Source organism: Microbacterium sp. cx-55 (genome assembly GCF_021117345.1).
Lineage (GTDB): Bacteria > Actinomycetota > Actinomycetes > Actinomycetales > Microbacteriaceae > Microbacterium.
In genome coordinates, this window is the sequence record NZ_CP088261.1 from 2,214,311 (window position 1) to 2,227,207 (window position 12,897).

Genomic DNA, 12,897 nt, shown 5'->3' on the forward strand with positions numbered 1-12,897 from the left:
CCTATCCGCGCCCACCGACACGGGGATCAGTCGCGGGGCGCGTGCCAGCGCTGCTGCGCGGCGAGGAGGCCGTCGCTTACGAGCAGTTCGACCGCATCCGCCGCATCCGAGACCAGGATCGGAAGCGTCTGGCGCTCGGTCGCACCGAACGGATCGAGCACCCAGTCCGCCGGATCCTGGCGACCCGGCGGGCGCCCGATGCCGACCCGCACGCGCGGGAAATCGGCCGTGCCGAGCGCCTTCGCGACGTCGCGGACACCGTTGTGACCGCCGTGCCCGCCGCCCGTCTTCAGCTTCAGGGTGTCGAACGGGATGTCGAGCTCGTCGTGCACCACGATGACGTGCGCCGGGTCGATGTCGAAGAACTTCGCGAGGTTCGCCGCCGGGCCGCCCGACACGTTCATGAACGTGTTCGGCTTGGCGAGCACGAGCTTCGCCGCTCCCGGACGCAGCCACGTCTCGGCGACGCGAGCCTGCGCCTTGTGCACTCGGAACACCTCGCTGCGCCGGGCCGCCAGCTCGTCGACGACCATCTGGCCGACGTTGTGCCGGGTGGCCTCGTAGCGCGGACCGGGGTTACCGAGTCCGACGACCAGCCAGGTGTCTGTCATGTCATCCTTCCGAGAGCGACATAAAACAGGAGAAATCCCGTACGCAGGACGATTCTGGCGAATCGGTCCTGTCGTCGGGATTTCTCCTGTGCGGGTGCGCGGGATTACTCGGCGTCGGCCTCGGACTGCTCGGCCGCCACCTCGGCGTCAGCCGAAGCGATCTCTTCTTCGGCCTCGAGCGTGGAGACGGGGATCGAGACGGCGACGATGAGCGTGTCCGGGTCGACCGTCAGCGAAGCGCCGGCCGGCAGCTTCAGGTCGGCAGCGGTGATGTGCGTGCCGTCCTCGAGGCCCTCGACGTCGACCTCGATGTTCTGCGGGATGTTGGTCGCCTCGACCTCGAGCGACACGGTGTTCGCATCGAGGTTCACGATGGTGCCCGGGGCCGGCTCGCCGATGACGACGACGGGGACGTCGACGGAGAGCTTCTCGCCCTTCTTCACGACGAGGAGGTCGATGTGCTCGATGATCTGGCGCACCGGGTCCTTCTGCACGTCCTTGACGAGCGCGAGGTGGTCGGCGCCGTCGATCGACAGCTCGAGAACCTGGTTGGCGCGACGCAGGATGAGGAGCATCTGGTGCCCCGGCAGCGCGACGTGCACCGGCTCGGTGCCGTGACCGTAAAGAACGGCGGGGATCTGGCCCGCAGCGCGGAGGCGACGCGCGAAACCCTTGCCGAACTGCGTGCGCAGTTCGCCGATGACCTTGGTGTCTTCCGACATGGTGATTCTCCTTGCGGGCCCACGGGCCCCGATATGGGTGTGCGGATTCGACTCGAACGCGAGCGCGTGAGGAATACCGTGAGGCCTCTACACTCCCCGTCGATCACGGATGCTGCACGCGGACGCGCGGCATCCCTCGCCGAAGTTCAGACAGAGTCTATCAGCGGGGCGGCTACCATGGAAAACTCGCGAACCGCGCTCGAAAGGACCCTCGTGGACGCTCAGCTGGCCTCCGACATCATCCTCGGCGTGATCGGAGTACTGACCGCGTTGTCGGCGATCGGCATCGTCGGCGCGTTCTTCTCGATGGGTCGCTCGAACTACCGCAAGGGCTGATCCACCTCCCGCGAGGGCTGCTCGAGCTACGGCGAGGCCTGCTCCGCGCTCTCCGCACGGAGCGCCGCATCCGCCTCCGCCACGATGCGCCGCAGCGCCGCCGCCGCGTCATCGCTGCGACCGGCCACGATCGCGAAGGCCGCATCCTGGTGCCAGCGCACCGCATCCGGGTTCGCGTCGTGCGGCATGAGCGCGTGACGTGTGCGACCGACCAGCACGGATTCGACGACGTCGCCGAGCGCGGCGAGCATCGGGTTGCCGGATGCGCGCAGCATCGTGCGGTGGAAGCGCACGTCGGCCGCGAGGTAGTGGGCGCCGTCGGCGTCGTGCTCGGTGCGGGCCATCTCCATCACCGCGGCGACGAGCGTCTGCCGCTCCTCTTCGCTCGCGCGCCCGGCGGCAAGGCTCGCCGCCAGCGGCTCGACCGCACCGCGCAGCGCACCGAGATGGCCGAGCTGCGTCTCACGCCCGGCACCGCTCAGCCGCCAGGCGATCACTTCGGGCGCGTACTCGTTCCACTCGGATTCGGGCCGCACCTCGATGCCCGACTTCCGGCGCACCTGCACGAGTCCGAGTGACTCGAGCACCCGCACGGCTTCGCGGGCGGCCGTGCGGGACGCCCCCTCGGCGTCGGCGACCTCGCTCGTGACGAGCCGCGACCCGACCGGATGCGTGCCGTGCACGATGGCCGTCCCCAACGTCTCCACCAGGGAGTCGTGGAGAGAACCCTTGCGCTGCACGTGCGTCACCCGTTGATTATGGCGCTGAACATGACAAATATCTCATACGTCTTGCATCACGCGGATCCGAATGCTTTTATGTACGACAAATAGCTCGCGCGGCTCCGCTGCCGCCTGCCGGATCAAGGATGCTCATGGCCCTCACCTTCCCCTCGCTCGTTCCCGCGATCGTCCCCGCGGTCATTCCCGCCGCGACGGATGCCGGCGCGGTTGCCGACCCGGCACGCCTCATCACCGCCGCACTCATCGGCATCGCGCTGATCATCGTGCTGATCACGTGGGGCAAACTGCATCCGTTCCTCGCGCTGACGGTGGGCGCCCTGACCACCGGGCTCGTCGCCGGCATGGACACCATTCAGGCCGTCGCGAGCTTCACGGGCGGCGTCGGCTCGACGATGGGCGGCGTCGGCGTACTCATCGCCCTCGGCGCGATCTACGGCAAACTGCTCGCCGACTCCGGCGGCGCCGACCGGATCGTCGACACCCTCGTCGCGCGGGCGACCCCGCGTTCCCTGCCGTGGATCATGGGCCTGATCGGCGCCATCATCGGCCTTCCGATGTTCTTCGAGGTCGGCCTCGTGCTGCTCGTGCCCGTCATCATCCTGGTCGCGCGCCGCTCGGGCGTCGCGCTCATGAAGATCGCGATCCCGACCCTCGCCGGCCTGTCGGCCATGCACGGTCTCGTCCCGCCGCACCCGGGCCCGCTCGCCGCCATCGACGCGCTCGGCGCGAACCTCGGTCTGACGCTCGCCTTCGGCGTGATCGTGGCCATCCCGGCCGTCATCATCGCCGGCCCGCTGTTCGCGACCTTCGCCGCCCGCTGGGTGGATGTTCCCGTGCCGGCCCTCTTCGAGTCCGCCGAAGACGAGGGCGACCAGGTTCGCCGCCGTCCCTCGTTCGGGGCCACGCTCGCCAGCATCCTGCTTCCCGTCGCGCTCATGCTGCTGAAGGCGCTCGCCGACATCATCGCGCCCGGATCGGAGGCGGGCTGGAAGGTCGTCCTCGACTTCCTCGGCACGCCCGTCATCGCGCTGCTGCTCGCCGTGATCGTCGGATTCATCGTGCTGGGCCGGCCCGCCGGCTTCGGCCGCGCCCGGCTGAACTCCGTCGTCGGCGGATCGCTCGGACCCGTCGCCGGCATCCTCCTCATCGTCGGCGCGGGCGGAGGCTTCAAGCAGGTCCTCGTCGACACCGGCATCGGAGAGGTCATCGCCTCGTTCGTCTCCGGTTCGTCCGTTTCGGTGCTCGTGCTCGCCTGGCTGGTCGCGGTCGTCATCCGCGTCGCCACCGGTTCCGCGACGGTCGCCACGATCACCGCGGCGGGCATCCTGCAACCCCTGACCGAGAACCTCGACGCACCGATGGTGTCGCTCCTCGTGCTGGCGATCGGCGCCGGCTCCGTCTTCCTCTCGCACGTGAACGACGCCGGATTCTGGCTCATCAAGGAGTACTTCGGCCTGACCATCGTGCAGACGCTGAAGTCCTGGACCGTGCTGGAATGTCTCATCTCGGTCGTCGGGCTCATCGGAGTCCTCGCGATCAGTGTCTTCGTCTGATCGGAAGGGCCGCCACCGATGTCACCTCTCGCTCCCCCCGTGCTCGTCATCATGGGCGTCGCCGGCACCGGGAAATCGACCGTCGCCGGACTCCTCGCCGGGCGCCTCGGCTGGGCGTTCCTGGAGGGCGACGACCAGCATCCGCCCGAGAACGTCGCGAAGATGGCCGCCGGTCACCCCCTCGTCGACGACGACCGCTGGCCCTGGCTGGAACGCATCGCGGCTTGGATCGACAAGCGCCAGGCCGCCGGCGAACCCGGCATCGTCACCTGCTCGGCGCTCCGCCGGAGCTACCGCGATGTGATGCGCCGAGAGGGGGTCGTCTTCGTCCACCTCACGGGTGACCGCGAGATCGTCTTCGACCGCCTTACCCGTCGGCAGGGCCACTTCATGCCGCCCGCGCTGTTCGATTCGCAGTGGCAGACGCTCGAACCGCTCGAGCCCGACGAGGACGGCCTCGTCATCGACGTCGCCCAGACGCCGGAGCAGCAGGCAGCGGAGGTCACCGGGCGCCTGCGCCTGTCTGCAGACGCATGAGCGGCGCCCCGCGAAGCCGTCGATCGTGCGCGAGCGCGACGGGAGACCTCGCAGCGGACTACGCTGAAAACCATCCACCGTCCGTTGAAGGAGTGTGCTGTGCCCGCTGAAGGAACCGCGAATATCGGAGTCGTCGGACTCGCCGTCATGGGGTCCAACCTGGCCCGCAACCTCGCCTCGCGCGAGGGGAACACGGTCGCGGTCTACAACCGCAGCCACGACAAGACCGAGCACCTCGTCACCGAGCACCCCGAGGCCGGCTTCGTGCCCACCGCGACGTACGACGAGTTCGCCGCGGCCCTGCAGCGCCCGCGCACCGCGATCATCATGGTCAAGGCCGGCGGCCCGACCGACGCCGTGATCGACGAGCTCGTGCGCGTGTTCGAGCCGGGCGACATCATCGTCGACGGCGGGAACGCGCTGTTCACCGACACCATCCGTCGCGAGAAGGCCGTGCGCGCCACGGGCATCAACTTCGTGGGCATGGGCGTCTCCGGCGGCGAAGAGGGCGCCCTCCTCGGCCCCTCCCTGATGCCCGGCGGCTCCGACGAGTCCTGGACCACCCTCGGCCCGATCCTGCGCTCGATCGCCGCGGTCGCCGAGGGTGAGCCGTGCGTCACGCACGTCGGCCACGACGGCGCCGGACACTTCGTGAAGATGGTGCACAACGGCATCGAGTACGCCGACATGCAGCTCATCGCCGAGGCCTACGACCTCATCCGTCGCGGCACCGGCAAGACCCCGAGCGAGATCGCCGATGTCTTCGCCGAGTGGAACCGCGGCGACCTCGAGTCCTACCTGATCGAGATCACGGCAGAGGTGCTCCGCCAGGTGGATGCGGCGACCGGACGCCCTCTCGTCGACGTCATCGTCGACCAGGCGGGTGCGAAGGGCACCGGCGGCTGGACCGTGCAGACCGCGATCGACCTAGGCGTTCCCGTCTCGGGCATCGCCGAGGCCGTCTTCGCCCGTTCGCTCTCGAGCCACCCCGAGCAGCGCGCGACGACCGGAGCGCTCCCCGGCCCGACCGAAGGCTTCACGGTCGATGACCCCGACGCCTTCATTGAGAAGGTGCGCCTCGCGCTCTACGCCTCCAAGATCGTGGCGTACTCGCAGGGCTTCGACGAGATCCGCGCGGGTGCGGCGAAGTACAACTGGAACATCGACCTCGGCGCGATCGCATCGATCTGGCGCGGCGGATGCATCATCCGCGCCCGCTTCCTGAACCGCATCACCGATGCCTACGCCGAGACGCCCGACCTGCCGGTGCTGCTGACCGCGCCGTTCTTCGTCGACGTGTTCGCTCCGGCCCAGGACGCCTGGCGCGATGTCGTCGCCACGGCCGCGGCCGCCGGCATCCCGAGCCCGGCGTTCTCGTCGTCGCTCGCGTACTACGACGGGCTGCGCGCCGAGCGTCTGCCGGCTGCCCTGATCCAGGGCCAGCGCGACTTCTTCGGAGCACACACCTACAAGCGCGTCGACAAGGACGGCACCTTCCACACGCTGTGGTCGGGCGACCGCACCGAGATCGAAGCCGAAGACACGCACTGATCTGACGCACGAACGGCGGCGGCGCTCCCGAGGGAGCGTCGCCGCCGTCGTATTGCGGGCGGGTGGTGGCCCTCGCGGCGATCACTCGGCCGATTCCTCGGCCCGAAGCGAGGTGATCTGCCGAAGCGAGGACCGAATTCCGGATGCAGGTCCTCGCTCCGGCAGATCTCCTCGCTCCGGCAGGTCCTCGCTCAGGCAGATCTCCTCGCTCCGGCAGATCTCCTCGCTCCGGCAGGTCCTCGCCCGACCCCCGGATGCGGCGCCCTACCGGGTGATATCCACCACCGCGCCCTTGTCGAGGCGAAGGCGGCGGGTCGCGCGGCGCGCCACCGCGGTGTCGTGCGTGACGACGATCAGCGTGAGCCCCTCGGCGTTGAGGCCCTGGAGCAGCTCCAGGATCTCGTCGCGCATGCTCTCGTCGAGGTTGCCCGTCGGTTCGTCGGCGAGCAGCACCTTCGGCCGCTTCGCGATGGCCCGGGCGATCGCGACCCGCTGCTGCTGTCCGCCCGACAGCTCCCCCGGCCGGTGGTCGCCTCGCTCGGCGAGCCCGACGTGCGCGAGCGCCTGACGGACCCGCTCGGCTCGGTCCGCCTTCGCGAGAGCGAGCGGCTCGAGACCCATGTCGACGTTCTCGGCCGCCGTGAGCGTCGGGATCAGGTTGAATCCCTGGAACACGAATCCGATCTCGTGCGCCCGCAACCGGCCGAGCTCGGCGTTCGAGGCGGTCGCGATATCGGTGCCCGCGAGCACGACCGAGCCGGCGGTCGGTCGGTCCAGAGCGCCCAGCAGCTGCAGGAACGTGGACTTGCCGCCGCCGGTCGGGCCCTGAATCGTCACGAACTCGCCCTGCGCGATCTCGATGTCGACGCCCGTCAGCGCCTTCACGATGCGGCCCTTCTGCTGGTAGGTCTTGGTGACCCCGGCGATGCGGTACGCCGGGACGGTTAGGGTGTCGGCGCCCTCCGGGGGCGTCTGGATGATGGTCATGGTCGGTTCTCCTCGATGTCGTAAACGGTGGACGGAGCGGATGCGGCTCAGCCGACTGAGCGAAGCGCCTCGGCGGGGCTCAGCCGGGCTGCCCGCCATCCGCCGAACGCGCCGGCGACGAGGCCGCCCGCGATGGCCAGGCCGACGGCCGCCAGCACGATGCCGATCGACACGGGCGCGCTGAGCACGATGTCGGTGGTCGTCTCGGCCGCGGTCGAGAGCGCACCGGGCATACCGCCGCGCATACCGCCCGCGCCGGCCGTCGTGTCGGCGGCGGATGCGGTCGAGATGGTCGGCGAGATGAGGTTGATCGCGGCCACACCGGCAAGCCCGATGACGAGACCGCCGATTCCGCCGATCAGTCCCTGCACCATCGATTCTCCGGCCACCTGGCCGACGACGCGGCCGTTCGACCAGCCGATCGCCTTCAGGGTGCCGAACTCACGGGTACGGCGAGAGACGCCCGAGATGGTGAAGAGCACCGCCAGGGCCACGGCGACAGCGAGGACCAGGATCGACAGCCAGGTGCCGAGGCTCGAGATCAGCGAGGACGCGCTCGACAGCGAACCCGAGACGGTGGCGGCGAGGTCGGACTGCGAGCTGACCGTCGCATCCGGAAGCTCTTCCTGCACGGCGCTCTGGACGCTCAAGATGGCGTCGGCGGATTCCGCCTGCACGTAGACCGTCGACACGACGTCGCCGACGCCCGCGATGCTCTGCGCGACGCTCAGCGGGATGTAGACGTTCGCCGCCGTGTCGGCCTCGCTCGAGGTGGACGCGACGATTCCGACGATCTGCATCTGCGTTCCGCCGACATCGATCGTGCCGTCGATCGCGAGATCGTTGCTGGCGGCGTAGGTCGCGTCGATCACGGCGACATTCGCGCTCTCGTCATCGGCGTCCAGCAGACGCCCCTCGGTCAGTTCGACCGACGACAGCGGGCCGACCTCGGTGTCGCCCGGTTCGATTCCGAGCACCGTGAACGAATCGACGTCGAAGGAGCCACCGCCGAAGCCGCCCCCGCCCCCGCCGCTCGGCGGCGCCTGGCCGTCTGTGCCGCCCTCGGCGGTGCTGTCGTCGGTGCCGGTCGGCGCCTCCGGCAGCTCGCCGTTGAAGGTCGTGTTCGTGAGGCTGAGCGCACCGGAAGCCCCCGCGACGCCGTCGGTGCTGGCGACCGTGTCGACGCTGGAGGCGTCGAGCGTCGAGCGCATCGGGTCGGTCATCAGCCGCGACTGACTGAGCGAGGTCGTGCCGTCGTCGCTCGTCTCACCGCCGTCCTGGCCGAACTCGAATCGGCCGCCCGCGGAGCCGCTGCCGGGCTCGGCCTGCGCTCCCGTCACGGTCAGGTCGGTGCCGACGCCGTACACGGACTGCAACGCCTGCGTCTGCGCATCGCGCACTCCGGCGGCCAGCGAATTCACGATGATGACCAGGGCGATGGCGATCGCCAACCCCGCGGCCACGATGATGGTCTGCTTCTTGCGGCCGGCGAGTTCCCGGCGTAGATAGGTGGCGTACATTCAGGTCTCCTCTCGGGGCGGGACTGCCCACACCGAGACCGTAGGAATTGCGCTCATGCGTACCGACTGCGCCGCATATGCGGAATCTATGCACCCGCATCCGCATTCCTCTCGGCGCCCTCTTCCCGAGCTCACAGCCAGCCCATAAGCTGCACCATAGGAACCCCATAGAAACCCGCGCACAATCAAAGGCATGACCACGATCGCTCCCGCCACCGCTCTGCACCGCGCCGATGGAACTCCCCCTCGGCTGCTCGTCGTCGACGACGAGCAGATGCTCACCGATCTGCTCTCGATGGCGCTGCGGATGGAAGGCTGGGACGTCAAGACGGCCGCATCCGGTCTCCAGGCGCTCCAGGTGGCACGCGAGTTCGACCCGGATGCCATGGTGCTCGACATCATGATGCCCGACCTCGACGGCATGGCCGTGCTGCAGCGCCTGCGCCAGTCGGGCAACGACGTGCCGGTCCTCTTCCTCACCGCGAAGGATGCGGTCTCCGATCGCGTCGCCGGACTCACCGCCGGAGGCGACGACTACGTCACCAAGCCCTTCAGCCTCGAAGAGGTCGTGGCGCGTCTGCGGGGTCTGATGCGCCGCGCGGGCACGGCCCAGGCGAGCGATTCCGAGCCCATCCTCCGCGTCGGCGACCTGAGCCTCAACGAAGACAGCCACGAGGTCGAACGCGCCGGCGTCGAGATCGAGCTGACCGCGACCGAGTTCGAGCTGCTGCGCTACCTCATGCGCAACCAGCGCCGGGTCGTGTCCAAGGCGCAGATCCTCGATCGGGTCTGGAACTACGACTTCGGCGGCCGGTCCAGCGTCGTCGAGCTCTACATCTCGTACCTCCGCAAGAAGATCGACCAGGGCCGCGATCCCCTCATCCACACCGTCCGTGGCGTCGGATACATGATCAAAGCGGCCTTGTGAGCGCGGATTCCGCGCCCGACGGGAACCACCCGAACGACCTCGATGACCGCGCCGACGGGGGCGCGACGCGACGCTTCCGACGGATGACGCTGCAGGCGCGACTGATGATCGCCGTGATCGGGATGGTCGCGATCATCCTGGGCGCCGTGGCCCTCGGCACCGGAACGATCCTGACGTCGATCCTGCAGGCGAACCTCGACACTCAGGTGCAGGATGCGGCGGATCTTCGCGGCTATCCGACCGATACGGCCGCCGACATCCTGAACAAGGGTCGGCAGGTGCCCGGCACGCTTCTCATCTACGGTTCGTCGCTCAGCGGAATCTCCGGAGCGTACGTCGACACCGACTCGGTCGAGGTGCTCACGTCCGACCAGATCAGCGGACTGCTGAGCGCCGTCGACCCGACGACCGACCGGCAGACGGTCACTGTGGACGGCCTCGGCGAGTATCGCGTCCACAAGCAGATGGGCACGGGCGGTTCGTTCGTCCTGCTCGGGTTGCCGACATCCGAGGTCACCGCGACCCTCGGGCAGATCCTGCTCACGGTCGGGCTCGTGACGACGGGCGGCCTCGTGCTCCTCGGGGTCGTGCTCGCCATCATCATCCGCCGCAGCCTCCGCCCGCTCCGGGCCGTCGCGACGACCGCCGAACGCGTCGCCGCCCAGCCGCTCGCCGAGGGCGAGGTGACGATCGCCGAGCGCGTGCCCGCATCCGAATCCGACGAACGCACCGAGATCGGACGCGTCGGCGCGGCACTGAACACCCTGCTCGACCACGTGGGAGCATCGCTCGACGCGCGTCAGCGCAACGAGGAGCGGATGCGGCGCTTCGTCGCCGACGCCAGCCACGAGCTGCGCACACCGCTCGCATCGATCCGCGGGTACTCGGAGCTGTCGCTGCGCGACCCCTCGCTGAGCGAGAACTCCGCATCCGCCCTCGAACGCATCCAGGCGCAGTCGCTGCGGATGACCGCGCTCGTCGAGGATCTGCTGCTCCTCGCGCGGCTCGAGGAGGGACAGGAGCTCGTGCACGGGGCGGTCGATCTCTCCCGCGTCGTCATCGAGGCGGTCGGAGACGCGCAGGCCGCCGGACGCGACCACGTATGGGAGATCGACCTCGGAGAGGAGCCCGTGATCCTGGCGGGCGACGAGTCCCGACTCACCCAGGTGATCGCGAACCTGCTCGCCAACGCGCGCACCCACACGCCGGCGGGCACACGGGTGACCGTCGGGCTCGCGCAGGAGGGCTCCGAGGCAGTGCTGCGCGTGCACGACGACGGCCCCGGCGTCGACCCGGCCGTGGCCGACGAGCTGTTCGAGCGCTTCTCGCGCGCCGACCGGTCGCGCGCACGGAAGACCGGCGGCACCGGCCTCGGGCTCTCGATCGTCCGCGCCATCGTCGAAGCGCACCGCGGCGAGATCACGGTCGATTCGGTGCCCGGCGACACGACGTTCACCGTGCGGCTGCCCGCGAAACCAGCCGATCCCGCTCCCGCCGCCTGACCCCGGCACCCCGCCGGTCGCAGGCCGGGGCGGCACCGGAGATTTGCCCGGGACACACCGCATCCGCCTGCCCCGGCGAAGGGCTAGCGTGGAACTCGTGACCAGTCCCATCGATGCCACCGCCACCCCCGCCTGGGCCGAGCTCGACAGCTTCCGCACCGGCTTCACCCCGAACCTCCGCGAGTGGTTCGCCAGCGACCCCGGTCGTGTCGACCGGTTCAGCCTCCCGCTCGGCGACCTGCACGTCGACCTGTCGAAGAACCTCGTCACCGACGAGATCGTCGCCACCCTGGTGCGCCTCGCCGAGCAGACGGGCGTCGCCGAGCGCTACGCCGAGATGCTGCAGGGCGCGCACCTGAACACGAGTGAAGACCGAGCCGTGCTGCACACCGCGCTCCGCCGTCCGCCCGGCGCCGAGCCCGCACTCGAGGTCGACGGTCAGGCGATCGATACCGACGTGCAGAACGTGCTGACCGCGCTCTCCGCCTTCGCGGACCGCGTGCGCTCGGGCGAGTGGACCGGCATCACCGGCCGCAAGGTCACCCATGTCGTCAACATCGGAATCGGCGGCTCCGACCTCGGACCGGTCATGGTCTACGAGGCGTTGAAGCCGTACGCGGATGCGGGCATCCAGGCCCGGTTCGTCTCGAACATCGACCCGACCGACATCGCGCAGAAGACCGCCGACCTCGACCCCGAGACGACGCTGTTCATCGTCGCGTCCAAGACCTTCACGACGCTCGAGACGCTCACCAACGCGCGCCTCGCCCGCGACTGGCTGTGGCGCGGACTCTCCGCATCCGGGGCCATCACCGACGACGACACCGCGCGGACGGATGCGGTCGCGCACCACTTCGTGGCCGTGTCGACGGCGCTCGACAAGGTCGCGGCATTCGGCATCGACCCGACGAACGCGTTCGGCTTCTGGGACTGGGTCGGCGGACGCTACTCGGTGGACTCGGCGATCGGCCTGTCGCTCGCCGTGGCACTCGGCCCCGACGTGTTCCGCGAGCTTCTCGCCGGGTTCCACACGGTCGACGAGCACGTACGGACGACGCCGTTGGCGCAGAACGTGCCGGTGCTGATGGGCCTTCTGAACGTCTGGTACGGCAACTTCCTCGGCGCGCAGTCGCACGCCGTGCTGCCCTACGCGCAGCAGCTCAGCCGCTTCCCCGCGTACCTGCAGCAGCTGACGATGGAGTCCAACGGCAAGTCCGTGCGCTGGGACGGCACCCCCGTCACCACCGACACGGGCGAGGTCTTCTGGGGCGAACCGGGCACGAACGGACAGCACGCGTTCTACCAGCTGATCCACCAGGGCACGCGCCTCATCCCGGCCGACTTCATCGCGTTCGCGAACCCCGCCTATCCCCTCGCCGACGGCGAGCGGGATGTGCACGGGCTGTTCCTGGCGAACTTCCTCGCGCAGACGAAAGCACTCGCCTTCGGCAAGACCGCCGCAGAGGTCGAGGCGGAGGGCACCTCGGGCCCGCTCGTCGCGGCCCGCACGTTCGCCGGCAATCGTCCGACGACGTCGATCTTCGCGCCGGCGCTGACGCCCGCCGTGCTCGGGCAGCTGATCGCGCTGTACGAGCACATCACGTTCACCCAGGGCGCGATCTGGGGCATCAACTCCTTCGACCAGTGGGGCGTGGAGCTCGGCAAGCAGCTCGCGCTGCAGATCGCTCCGGCGATCGAGGGCGACGACGACGCCCTCGCCGCGCAGGATGCCTCAACCCGCGCACTGCTCGAGTACTACCGCGCGCACCGCGCCTGACCGCATCCGCTCGCCCAGGCGGCCCGCCCGCCTGCGCGGAGCGCGCCCGCCTGCGCTGGGCGCACCAACCGCGAGACGGGATCTTCGCGCCGAGACAGTGGGGTTAACCCACGGCTTCGGCGCGAAGATC

Annotated in this window: 12 protein-coding genes; 7 read left to right on the forward strand and 5 right to left on the reverse strand. The window is 69.5% G+C overall.

All coding sequences use genetic code 11. The features are described from left to right. Nucleotides 1–26 precede the first annotated feature (26 nt). Together pth and LQ938_RS10485 are read right to left on the reverse strand one after the other, a co-directional pair. Nucleotides 27–611, reverse strand: coding sequence for an aminoacyl-tRNA hydrolase (gene pth, locus LQ938_RS10480; RefSeq protein ID WP_223720646.1), 585 nt, complete (start codon nucleotides 609–611; stop codon nucleotides 27–29). A 104-nt stretch (nucleotides 612–715) separates the two neighbouring features. Further along, nucleotides 716–1,333 carry a 50S ribosomal protein L25/general stress protein Ctc gene (locus tag LQ938_RS10485; RefSeq protein ID WP_223720645.1) on the reverse strand — a complete coding sequence of 206 codons (618 nt, stop codon included), beginning with the start codon at nucleotides 1,331–1,333 and terminating at the stop codon, nucleotides 716–718. 177 nt (nucleotides 1,334–1,510) lie between these two features. On the opposite strand from LQ938_RS10485, the gene LQ938_RS10490 reads away from it, so the two are divergent. Beyond that, complete coding sequence (locus tag LQ938_RS10490; protein WP_223720644.1) at nucleotides 1,511–1,669, forward strand: hypothetical protein; 159 nt, start codon at nucleotides 1,511–1,513, stop codon at nucleotides 1,667–1,669. 26 nt (nucleotides 1,670–1,695) lie between these two features. Here LQ938_RS10490 and LQ938_RS10495 read toward each other — a convergent pair whose 3' ends face one another. Further along, a complete protein-coding gene (locus LQ938_RS10495; RefSeq protein ID WP_223720643.1) occupies nucleotides 1,696–2,418 on the reverse strand; it encodes a FadR/GntR family transcriptional regulator in 723 nt (240 codons plus the stop codon). Nucleotides 2,419–2,543: 125 nt separating this feature from the next. On the opposite strand from LQ938_RS10495, the gene LQ938_RS10500 reads away from it, so the two are divergent. The 3 genes from LQ938_RS10500 to gndA all read left to right on the forward strand — a co-directional run bounded on the left by LQ938_RS10500 (nucleotide 2,544) and on the right by gndA (nucleotide 6,053). Continuing rightward, the gene (locus LQ938_RS10500; RefSeq protein ID WP_223720642.1) at nucleotides 2,544–3,965 is read left to right on the forward strand and encodes a GntP family permease; all 1,422 of its coding nucleotides are present in this window, start codon (nucleotides 2,544–2,546) and stop codon (nucleotides 3,963–3,965) included. A gap of 18 nt (nucleotides 3,966–3,983) precedes the next feature. Further along, nucleotides 3,984–4,502, forward strand: coding sequence for a gluconokinase (locus LQ938_RS10505; protein WP_223720641.1), 519 nt, complete (start codon nucleotides 3,984–3,986; stop codon nucleotides 4,500–4,502). Nucleotides 4,503–4,601: 99 nt separating this feature from the next. Beyond that, nucleotides 4,602–6,053, forward strand: a complete 1,452-nt coding sequence (gene gndA / locus LQ938_RS10510) for an NADP-dependent phosphogluconate dehydrogenase (protein ID WP_223720640.1) — start codon at nucleotides 4,602–4,604, stop codon at nucleotides 6,051–6,053. A gap of 264 nt (nucleotides 6,054–6,317) precedes the next feature. Here the strand turns inward: gndA and LQ938_RS10515 are convergent, their stop codons facing one another. Both LQ938_RS10515 and LQ938_RS10520 read right to left on the reverse strand, forming a co-directional pair. Beyond that, entirely contained in the window at nucleotides 6,318–7,040 is a 723-nt protein-coding gene (locus LQ938_RS10515) for an ABC transporter ATP-binding protein (protein WP_223720639.1), read from the reverse strand. A gap of 47 nt (nucleotides 7,041–7,087) precedes the next feature. Then, the gene (locus LQ938_RS10520) at nucleotides 7,088–8,560 is read right to left on the reverse strand and encodes an ABC transporter permease (protein ID WP_223720638.1); all 1,473 of its coding nucleotides are present in this window, start codon (nucleotides 8,558–8,560) and stop codon (nucleotides 7,088–7,090) included. A 193-nt stretch (nucleotides 8,561–8,753) separates the two neighbouring features. On the opposite strand from LQ938_RS10520, the gene LQ938_RS10525 reads away from it, so the two are divergent. The 3 genes from LQ938_RS10525 (at nucleotide 8,754) to pgi (ending at nucleotide 12,767) form a co-directional block, all read left to right on the forward strand. After that, nucleotides 8,754–9,488 carry a response regulator transcription factor gene (locus tag LQ938_RS10525; RefSeq protein ID WP_223720637.1) on the forward strand — a complete coding sequence of 245 codons (735 nt, stop codon included), beginning with the start codon at nucleotides 8,754–8,756 and terminating at the stop codon, nucleotides 9,486–9,488. Then, complete coding sequence (locus LQ938_RS10530) at nucleotides 9,485–10,990, forward strand: sensor histidine kinase (RefSeq protein ID WP_308116153.1); 1,506 nt, start codon at nucleotides 9,485–9,487, stop codon at nucleotides 10,988–10,990. Before LQ938_RS10525 ends, LQ938_RS10530 begins: the two co-directional genes overlap by 4 nt. Before the next feature lie 97 nt (nucleotides 10,991–11,087). Further along, nucleotides 11,088–12,767 (forward strand): glucose-6-phosphate isomerase, encoded by a 1,680-nt coding sequence (gene pgi, locus LQ938_RS10535; protein ID WP_223720636.1) that lies wholly within the window; start codon nucleotides 11,088–11,090, stop codon nucleotides 12,765–12,767. The last annotated feature ends 130 nt before the right edge of the window (nucleotides 12,768–12,897 follow it).